Source organism: Ohtaekwangia sp. (genome assembly GCF_036568665.1).
GTDB lineage: Bacteria > Bacteroidota > Bacteroidia > Cytophagales > Cyclobacteriaceae > Ohtaekwangia.
This window is the reverse complement of record NZ_DATCSD010000231.1, coordinates 1-8,406: the sequence shown is the minus strand read 5'-3', so window position 1 is coordinate 8,406 and position 8,406 is coordinate 1. Positions and strand designations below refer to the sequence as shown.

The window sequence follows — 8,406 nt, the reverse complement described above, 5'->3', positions numbered from 1 at the left end:
GCGGAAACTTGAACACACTTTGCATAACAAGGTGCTGCGCCCCCTGGTAGGAGACTGTATCTTTCTTCTCCAGGTGCATCACAGCAACACCTACTTTGGCATTGAGCGATCGGGCTATCTCCGCAATCTCCGAACGAAGCGCCTTCTGCGCAACGGCCGGGCTACAGGCCCAAACAAGAACAACTAAATAATAAAACGGACGAAGTATATTTTGCATAGGGTTAGATAGTTACTGGCTGCAGGCTTCTGGCCTCCGGAAGTGTGAGCTTACTTTTTTTAGCCGCTAACGGCTGGCAACTACAAGCTGTTTCAATTTTGCGTAAAAATGTGAAAAACAAAAAATCCAATTCCACGAAGGAACACAAAGAAGACACAAAGTCACACGAAGATTATATAGGAGGTATATTCAAAGCTTACCTATTTATATCCCGATGCCAATCTCCCACCTCATCCTGAGCTTTATCAAGTAAAGCGAACAGGAAAAACAGATCATCTAACGTATGATGAAAATTTATAGGAGATTTTCATGATGACTGATCGGGATGCGGGAAACAATGTATTTATTCTGTGAAAATCTGTGAATTCTGTGGGAAACAAAAAGGCACCCCGAAAAAAATCCGGGATGCCTGTTCATGTAGTATAAATCGCTTTAAAATTTAAACGTCAATCGGGTAGTAAAGCTTCTTGGCTTTTGCGGGTTTATGGTAGACCAACCGTTGTAATAGTCTTCGTTGGTCAGGTTATCGGCTTTCAGCGTAATACCAAATGCATCGGCATTATACGAGATCGCAGCGTTCAGCAAGGTATATGATGGAATCATGAATACACCGGTAGTAGCACGGTTCAGTGTAGCATACTCGCCAGCGTAATTTCCTCCAACACCAAAACCTATACCTTGCAGTACACCCGCCTGAATTTTGTAGCTCACCCACAGGTTCGCCAGGTTTACCGGCCCGGCACCTTCCGGTCTGCGGTTAATATAGTCTTCGCTGTCGGTCTTGGTTATCTTGCTGTTGTTGTGGCTATAGCCTGCAATAACATTCATACCCGGAATCGGTGCGGTAACAACACTCACTTCTATACCTTTGCTATAGTTCTCGCCATCCTGCACATAGTAGTTTACACGCGTAGGATCCTGACGCACTACATTAGACACTAATATATCATAGTAACTTACCGTAGCACTTACTTTGCCATCGTACAAGTCGGTCTTCATACCAACTTCCCACTGGTTAGCCTGCTCAGGCTTGAATGAACGTACCGCTATATCCTGACCAGAACCTTCAGTTTTAGGCGCTACGTTGCTAAAACCATTCATATAGTTGGCAAACAACGAAAGCTGATCTTTTATCGGCTGGTATACAATGCCGAACTTAGGCGATAGCGCAGTCTGGTTGCTCGACTTGTCATCCTTATTCACAAAGTGATCTACACGCAAACTTCCCATCACCGAAAGTGCCGGTATCAGGTTTACAACGTCTGAGATATACGCACTGTATACTTCCTGTTTTGCCGTGGTATTGTTCACCGTGGACGTAGCCAGTATAGCATCGGTCGCTGCTTTCGACAATACACCGTTATCACCGTTGGTTATATATTTCTCTGAATCGGTAATACCGAATACTTTTTCGTTTACCTCCTGTACACTGGCATTACCAATATAGATCGATCCGTTTCCCTCATAACCGGTATCGTTGTTGATAACATTGTTGTTATAGTAATCGAGACCAACCACCATGCGGTTACGCATACTTCCGAGGTTAAAATCGCCAATGAAATTCTGCTGTATATCAGATGTAAGTGTCGTAGAATTTTGTTTGCTGATATAGCGACCAAAAACACTTCCTTCCGAAAGACTATAATACTGTGTAGACTCATACAGGTATGAATAATATCCGTCAGCCTTGGCAGAGCTTCTTGATACAACCGTCTGCGATCTCCACTGGTCGGATAGTTTATAGTTCATTTGTGCCTGTAGACTAAATGTCGGATTCCTGATCGACAGATCATTGCTGGTATACGAGCGCTTATGATCGTAGTGCAAGTCGGCCAATGTCGGCACCGTTAGCCTGGCACCACGATCCAGGAAGAGCATCGTCTGGTTTGTTCCTTCCGCAGAAAGAAACTCTGTATTTACCAGGAACGACAGGCGATCGTTCACGGTATAAGAAAGAGAGGGTGCTAAAAAGAATGACTTCTTAAAGCCTGCATCCTGGAAACTGTTTTCTGAATGATACGCTGTATTCACACGCAGATATACTTTCTTCTCTGTGCTCAGCGGAGTATTTATATCGGCCGTAAGTCGGTTAAGACCAAAGCTTCCGGCAGTATATGATAATTCTCCACCGGTATGATCATACGGTCTCTTGGTAACGATGTTGATCAAACCACCATACGAGATCAGGCTGCTTCCATATAGTGTACCGGAAGGACCTTTCATTACTTCAATGCGCTCGATGTTCGCTATATCCAGACCACCGTTGGTAAGACCGGGAAGACCGTTGATAAGAGTGGGTTGTACTGAAAAACCGCGCAATGAAAAATACCCTGCACCATCGCCACTGCGTCCGGTTGATTCCCAAAGTTTAGTCAGGCCCGATACATTCTTCAACGCATCATTAAAGCTGGTGGTCACCTGGTCTTTCATCAACTCGGCACTCACGCTATTATATACCTGCGGGTTCTCTATATTCCTGAGTGGCATCTTGGCAACATACGCACTCTCTTTACGATCGAACTCATTGGTTCTGGTTCCGCTGATTACGATCTCTCCCAGTTGCTGTGAATTTTCAGACAATACGATTTCACCCGTGTCAGTGCTTTCACCAGCTTTTACTTCTACGGGATACTCTTTTGTTTCAAGACCTATAAAAGAAATAGCGAGCGTATAATTACCGGGCTCAATGTTCTTAATCTCATATTCTCCGTTCTCATTGGTAACGGTTCCTTTCTTCGAACCTTTCAGTAACACATTTACGTGTGCCGCAGGTTGTCCATCCGATGAATGAACAACACCTTTTACAGAACCTTTTTGTTGTGCCCACAGCGTGGTGCTCATCAAAAAGAAGAATAGCAGTAGATATTTGGGTCGCATATACTTAACTCGCGAAAGCCAGTTGGTTAAAATTTGAAAAATAGATTTACAGACAATCTTCTTCGCAGGAGATTGATATAGAAATTATTTAGATCGATTCGAAATAACTGCGCAAATATGAATGCACCGCAGCGAGAAAAACAATGCAGAAATAATCATTCACCAAAAAATACCCTCCACAGGGTATATATATACCCAATCCCTATTAGCCTCTTAAGAAAGAATTAAGCAAAGGACATAACAGGATGATGGTACACGCAACCCATATACGACACCTGCGCGTTATCGGACGGTTGTATCGATTAGTATAGTATAATACAGAACGAAATACGATGACATGATAAAACCTCAGCTTAAAAAATTCCGTATCGTTCTTTCACCATGCAGCGCCCGAAAAAAAAGACAAATCCTTTTAAATAACGATACAAATACAGAAGAGCATGAAGCCTCTATATATACTCTCTGCATGATAGTTTTAATTCATTGCTAAATGCAGAATACCCTGAAGTATATTTTCCGGAGCAGCTACCAACCTGCATCCACGAATACCGGCAGGAGTATATATACCTGCAGGATGAATTTGAACAAGTACAATCTGTCTAACCCCAACGGAGTAGGTACACTTGAAAATCCTATAGTGATGTTCAAGCATGCAGAAAAGCCTGATCGCTATCAGGAACAGGTTAACACAGACTAAAAAATAACTGTCAGCCCCTTGCGTATAAGCGAGAAGCCAAAAGTTGAAAGCAGAAAGTAAAATATTCTGCTTTAACTTTTAGCTTTCTGCTTTACGCTTTTAATTTCATTACTCCGCTTTGCTCCGCAGATATGTGATGAGGTATGAAAGATCGCGTTTACCGGCACCTGCTGTTATAATTTCTTCGAAGTGACTCCTCACTAAATTTGCCAGCGGCAATTGTAATCCTACTTGCGCAGCAGTCTCCTGTACAAGACGTAAATCTTTACTGGCTAGTTCTGATGCAAATCCATTCGGCACTTCTTCCTCTTTAACAATTAAGGTACCATATGCCTTAAAGATCGGTGCGCCATATACTGTGCTCAGCATAGTATCCAGCATTACATTTTTATCAATGCCTGTTTTCTCTGCCAATAGCATTACCTCGCTCAGCATCTCTACCACGCCAAAGATCATGAAGTTCATCATCAGCTTCACCGTATGCGCTATAGCAGGGTCGCTGCCAAAATCGAACGTGCGTTGTCCCATCGCTTCCAATGCCGGCTTTACTCTTTCTTTTGCAGAAGCATCGCCTGACATCAGTATAAATAACTGTCGGGCTGCTGCTGCAGGCGGACGACCTAATACGGGAGACGCCACGTAAAAAGCTTTCTTCGCAGTAAATTGTTCGGCAAGTTGTCTGGATGTCTCTGCGTGAATAGTGCTCATGGAGAGATGTATACTTCCGGGTTTGATCACCGGCAATATCTGCGCTGATAATTCTTTTACCGCTTCATCTTCACTCACCATCGTGATAATGATATCAGCTTGCTGCACAGCTTCGGCTACAGTCGCTACATATTGTCCGCCCAGTGTTACCAGGTCTTTTACCTTATCTGCCGAACGATTATATACTTTAACAGCAAAACCTGACTCGATCAGGTTTTTCGCCATGGGATATCCCATATTTCCAAGTCCTAAAAATGCAATGGTGTCTGCCATAATCAATCCTATATTTTAAATACTGTATACCTGCAGACCACGCACCCCTGCACAATCCGCAGGTATTAACAGTAATATTTTGTATACTATATATTAATTGTTCACCAGTTTCAGTGAGCCCTCGCTATAGCGGGCACCGACATGGGGAAATTCATCGATCAGCGATTTTATCTTTTGCAAGTCTGCCGCTGATAACGTCACATCAGTTGCCTTTGCATTTTCTTCAAGATACTTTCTCTTCTTCGTGCCGGGTATAGGTATAATATCATCGCCTTGCGCCAATACCCACGCGAGTGCAAGCTGTGCTGGTGTACATTGCTTCTCTTCGGCCAATGTGGTGAAGCGTGCTACCAGTTGCTGATTATAGTCCCAGTGCTGATCATCAAAGCGCGGCAACGTTTTTCTGAAGTCGCCCGCACCGAATGAATCTTTTTGCAACGTGTTCGTTACCAGCCCCCGTGCCAGCGGACTATAGGGCACTAATGTTATACCCAACTCGCGACATACCGGGAGTATTTCTTTTTCAACATCGCGTGTTAGTAAAGAATATTCACTTTGCAATGCTGTGATCGGGTGAACAGCATGTGCCTTGCGTATGGATGCGGCCGATGCTTCTGATAACCCGAGGTAACGCACTTTACCTTCTTTCACCAGTTCTGCCATCGCTCCTACCATCTCTTCTACCGGCACTTTCGGATCGATGCGGTGTGCATAGTATAGATCGATCACATCTACTTTCAAACGCTTCAGGCTTCCTTCTATAGCAGTGCGCATGTGTTCGACAGAACCATCGAAATAAGTAGTTTTATCTTCACGCATACGAAAGCCAAACTTCGTAGCGATAAAAATCTTGTTACGGTTAGGAACCAGCACGCGCGAGATCAATTCTTCGTTGGTATGCGGACCATATATATCTGCAGTGTCCCAGAAATTTATACCGATATCCAGTGCGCGATGCAGTGTAGCGATCGACTCCTGATCATCGGTAGGGCCATACGCAAAGCTCATTCCCATACAGCCCAGGCCCACGGCAGAGAGCTGCTCATTAGTGTTGCTTAATTTTCTGTACTTCATAAAGTATAAAGGTTGTTTTAACGTGTTATTGAACGTCCGGACAGATTCAACTACAAGACAAAAGTATTCCTCACCCCTGAATGCAACTTAAATAATTCAAACTATTCATTATAAAATTCAAACAACGGAAATGACGTGATCAGAAATTGAATGACGAGAGATTAAAACTCCATGCTACTGGATATCAAGTGTCTTAGAATCAGTATCCAAGGATTGATAACGGGTATATATTCTTTTAAGATGCAAAAAAGAGAAACGGGTCACTGTTCCATTAGTATGTTTTTCAAACAAAAAACCTAAGAGCTGTTCTGAAATTCCCGGTATTTTTTAGCGATCACTTCACTTGCATTCTATACCTTTAGGCATTCTAAATTCACTACTGGTTTGAAACGCTTGATTATAGGAATGGTGCTGGGACTGCTGATGGCTGCTCCGGCATGTATAGCTCAGAAACAACTTGTATTGCTGAAAAATGAAAAGGTAAAGCTCAGGCTATATATCGGTGACGAGATCATCTATAAAGAGAAGGGAGCCGATCATCGCAGACGAAGCTACGTCAGCAATGTGTATGATACCGCGCTGCTCGCCCACGAAACAATGGTACCTTTCCACAAGATCGAACGTATTTACTTCAGACAACATAGTTTCGCCAATGTAATAGGCGGATTGTTTGTGATTGGCGGGGTTGGCTACTTTGTGGTGGACCAGGTGAATGTATCGATCATTCAGGGCGATCCAAGTTTGAACCAAAACGTAACACGTGCTTCCATCATCATGACAGCAGTAGGGCTACCGTTGATGCTGATCCACAAGAAATCTCAACGTATAGGAGGCAAGTATAGATTGCTGTTAGCCGATAAAGGATCTCCGTTCTTTAAACCTGATCTGAGAAGAATGGAATCGCTGATGGAAAATTAGCGAATAACCAATATCGGTTAATAATTAACGGATAAAGGAATTGGGATATCGAACCAGGAATATCGATTAACGAAAGTGGGAGTTAAGATGAGCGACTGTTACTGTCTGCTAAAATAGCTTTGTCGTCTCCCCTTATCCCCTGCACCCAAGAGTAAAATATTACCGCTTTCGTTCCATTCGTTATCTACAATTAAATCTCCTTGCAGTGAGAGCGCTAACCTTATTCTATTAATGTTGCACCTACTATAAATGATCGGAAAAAAGGGCGGTATTTCTTTCTTTTCATTCCTTAGAAACACTTCATAGTATCCTTTTTTCACAAACACACCTTTGAACGGTTCTATCTTTACTATACCATCCTTGTCCCGATAAGTTAGTTCTAATTCTCCTTGTCTGTTAAAAACTGCGGAAACACTATCCGTTTCTACCTGATAAATTTGAAACAAATCAAGTAATGTAGGAGAACCATATCTACGCGGACTAGCTTTAAGAGGATTGTTATTAAACGTGCCGGAAAATTGACTGTCAAAATATTTAACCCGAGATTTTCTCACGCTCACCCCACTTCCGCAGGAGCATAGAAAAAGAAAAGTTATCAGTGTTATTCCAAAAGCTCTCACTGTTAGTGCGTAGTTGTTGCACTAAAAGTATCTATATTTTCTAAATATACCTCTCGATTAAAGCCGGGATTTTTACTTACGATTTACGAACTATCGAACAAGAAATATTGATTAGGGAGATGCTGCAATTACCGATTAACGGATAACTGTTAACGAGTAACAGATAATGCTCAAAGAGCCACCGCTGCTTTCAGATAATGCGCGTATAGCTCCTCCACCAACTCCTGAGTTATAGCTTTTGCTTCTTCGGGGTGCTCGATCTCTACGGTGCTGCCTTGCATTAATATACCACGACAGAAGTGGCGAAGATTTCCTACCAGGAAATTCATGCGCACTTTATCACCGAGATCTTCTTCGGAAGCAAGACCGTAGTAATGTTTGGCGTGTGCCATATAGCCGGTAACGGGTTTATCGAGAAGAATCTTTACTTCCTGCATGTCGTGATTGGAATGCTTCAGACTTTGCAGATACTCCTGCAAAGTATAGCGATTACGATCATCAAATGACTGATTGGTGTTTTTCAGGTTGATGATCCTGTCTGTTCTGAAATCGCGATAGCCATTGCGCAATCTACACCACGCAATCAAGTGCCACGCAAAGCTATAGTAAAACAATCCAATAGGTTCAATCTCGCGATCGGTGAGTTCGCCCTGGTTGTTGCTGCTATAGTCTATTCTCAACACATGCCTGGTTACAATGGCCTTCTGAATATCGGACATGAAGTTATCCGGAAATTCTGCCTGCTGCGATGAAGGTGCAGCCCTGAACACCTGTATATAGGTTTGAAGATTTTCGAGATGATCTTTCTCATTATCATTCAACACAGCCTTGATCTTCATCAATGCCGACTCAAATGTTTTTTGTATCGACTTATCGGTCATGCGCTCCACCAGTTTGGAAGCTACCAGCATAGCACTCGCTTCTTCCTGCGTAAACATTACCGGGGGCAAATGAAAACCATCTACAATAAAGTAGCCCTTGCCTGCTTCTGAACCAATCGGCACACCGGCCTCCATCAGTGC

Annotated in this window: 7 protein-coding genes and 1 pseudogene; 2 read left to right on the top strand and 6 right to left on the bottom strand. The window is 43.0% G+C overall.

Annotated elements, in window-relative coordinates; all coding sequences use genetic code 11:
* Positions 1-217, bottom strand: a pseudogene (locus VIN08_RS12890) (hypothetical protein); the annotation flags it as partial.
* A gap of 432 nt (positions 218-649) precedes the next feature.
* Positions 650-3,094, bottom strand: coding sequence for a TonB-dependent receptor (locus tag VIN08_RS12885; RefSeq protein WP_331965549.1), 2,445 nt, complete (start codon positions 3,092-3,094; stop codon positions 650-652).
* Between the two features lie 574 nt (positions 3,095-3,668).
* Between VIN08_RS12885 and VIN08_RS12880 the strand changes: the two genes are divergently transcribed.
* Positions 3,669-3,791 carry a hypothetical protein gene (locus tag VIN08_RS12880; RefSeq protein WP_331965546.1) on the top strand — a complete coding sequence of 41 codons (123 nt, stop codon included), beginning with the start codon at positions 3,669-3,671 and terminating at the stop codon, positions 3,789-3,791.
* Between the two features lie 108 nt (positions 3,792-3,899).
* Here the strand turns inward: VIN08_RS12880 and VIN08_RS12875 are convergent, their stop codons facing one another.
* Positions 3,900-4,772: an NAD(P)-dependent oxidoreductase gene (locus VIN08_RS12875; RefSeq protein WP_331965543.1), complete on the bottom strand. Its 873-nt coding sequence runs from the start codon at positions 4,770-4,772 to the stop codon at positions 3,900-3,902.
* Between the two features lie 93 nt (positions 4,773-4,865).
* Entirely contained in the window at positions 4,866-5,846 is a 981-nt protein-coding gene (locus VIN08_RS12870; protein ID WP_331965540.1) for an aldo/keto reductase, read from the bottom strand.
* Positions 5,847-6,230: 384 nt separating this feature from the next.
* On the opposite strand from VIN08_RS12870, the gene VIN08_RS12865 reads away from it, so the two are divergent.
* On the top strand, positions 6,231-6,764 hold the full coding sequence (locus VIN08_RS12865; protein WP_331965537.1) for a hypothetical protein: 534 nt from the start codon (positions 6,231-6,233) through the stop codon (positions 6,762-6,764).
* A gap of 98 nt (positions 6,765-6,862) precedes the next feature.
* On the opposite strand, the gene VIN08_RS12860 is transcribed toward VIN08_RS12865, so the two are convergent.
* Together VIN08_RS12860 and VIN08_RS12855 are read right to left on the bottom strand one after the other, a co-directional pair.
* Positions 6,863-7,384, bottom strand: coding sequence for a hypothetical protein (locus tag VIN08_RS12860; protein WP_331965534.1), 522 nt, complete (start codon positions 7,382-7,384; stop codon positions 6,863-6,865).
* Between the two features lie 170 nt (positions 7,385-7,554).
* On the bottom strand, positions 7,555-8,406 hold an 852-nt coding region (locus VIN08_RS12855), incomplete at its 5' end, for a YafY family protein (protein WP_331965531.1).

What these genes read in the sequence shown, in the direction of transcription:
- VIN08_RS12885 (WP_331965549.1), bottom strand. Translation starts at nt 3,094, where the DNA reads ATGCGACCCAAATATCTACTGCTATTCTTCTTTTTGATGAGCACCACG.
- VIN08_RS12880 (WP_331965546.1), top strand. Translation starts at nt 3,669, where the DNA reads ATGAATTTGAACAAGTACAATCTGTCTAACCCCAACGGAGTAGGTACA.
- VIN08_RS12875 (WP_331965543.1), bottom strand. Translation starts at nt 4,772, where the DNA reads ATGGCAGACACCATTGCATTTTTAGGACTTGGAAATATGGGATATCCC.
- VIN08_RS12870 (WP_331965540.1), bottom strand. Translation starts at nt 5,846, where the DNA reads ATGAAGTACAGAAAATTAAGCAACACTAATGAGCAGCTCTCTGCCGTG.